Source organism: Aquabacterium lacunae, from assembly GCF_004310865.1.
GTDB classification, from domain to species: Bacteria; Pseudomonadota; Gammaproteobacteria; order Burkholderiales; family Burkholderiaceae_C; genus Aquabacterium; species Aquabacterium lacunae.
Map to the genome: position 1 here is coordinate 1 of NZ_SIXI01000042.1, position 648 is coordinate 648.

Below are 648 nucleotides of genomic sequence, written 5' to 3' on the forward strand. Positions count from 1 at the left end.
TGCCCAGCGCCTGGTGAGGGCGCCGGTGGTTGTAAAAGCCGATCCAGTCTGCGATCACGCGGCTGGCGTGCTGCAGGGTTTCGAACCGGTGGCGGTGCACGCACTGGTCTTTGAGCGTTCTGATCACGCGCTCGACCATGCCGTTTTGCTCTGGGCTGTACGGGGTGATGAACTCCTGCTGCAGGCCATAGCTTTTGACCAGGGCCGTGTAGCTGCGGCTGGTGAACACCAGTCCGTTGTCTGACCTCAGCAAGAACGGGTGCCGGACCTTGCCCAGGCAGCCATAGCGAGCGATCAGCGCCTGCTCCAGTGCCGCCTCAGCGGTCTTGGATCGGCCACTGCGACTGAGGTGCCAGCCCAGCAGCTCGCGGCTGTAGCAATCGATCACCAGCGCCAACGATGCCCAGCCATCACGCCCTGTCCACACGCGGCACAGATCGGTGGCCCAGCGCTCGTCTGGCGCCTTGGCCACCGAGGGCAATGCCTGGATGCGAGGCCTGAAGCCCACGGGCCGTTTGCGAACCTGCCAGCCCTTGAGCTGGAAGATCCGCTGCACGGTGTTCTTGTTGAAGCCGAGCAGGTGCGCCACGGTGCGGTAACCAAATGACGGGTTCTCTTCGATCATCGCCTTGATGGGCTTGACGAAGT

Annotated in this window: 1 protein-coding gene; it reads right to left on the minus strand. The window is 63.4% G+C overall.

Going from position 1 to position 648, the window contains the following annotated elements:
- On the minus strand, positions 1-648 hold a 648-nt coding region (locus tag EYS42_RS16920), incomplete at both ends, for an IS3 family transposase (RefSeq protein ID WP_130969386.1).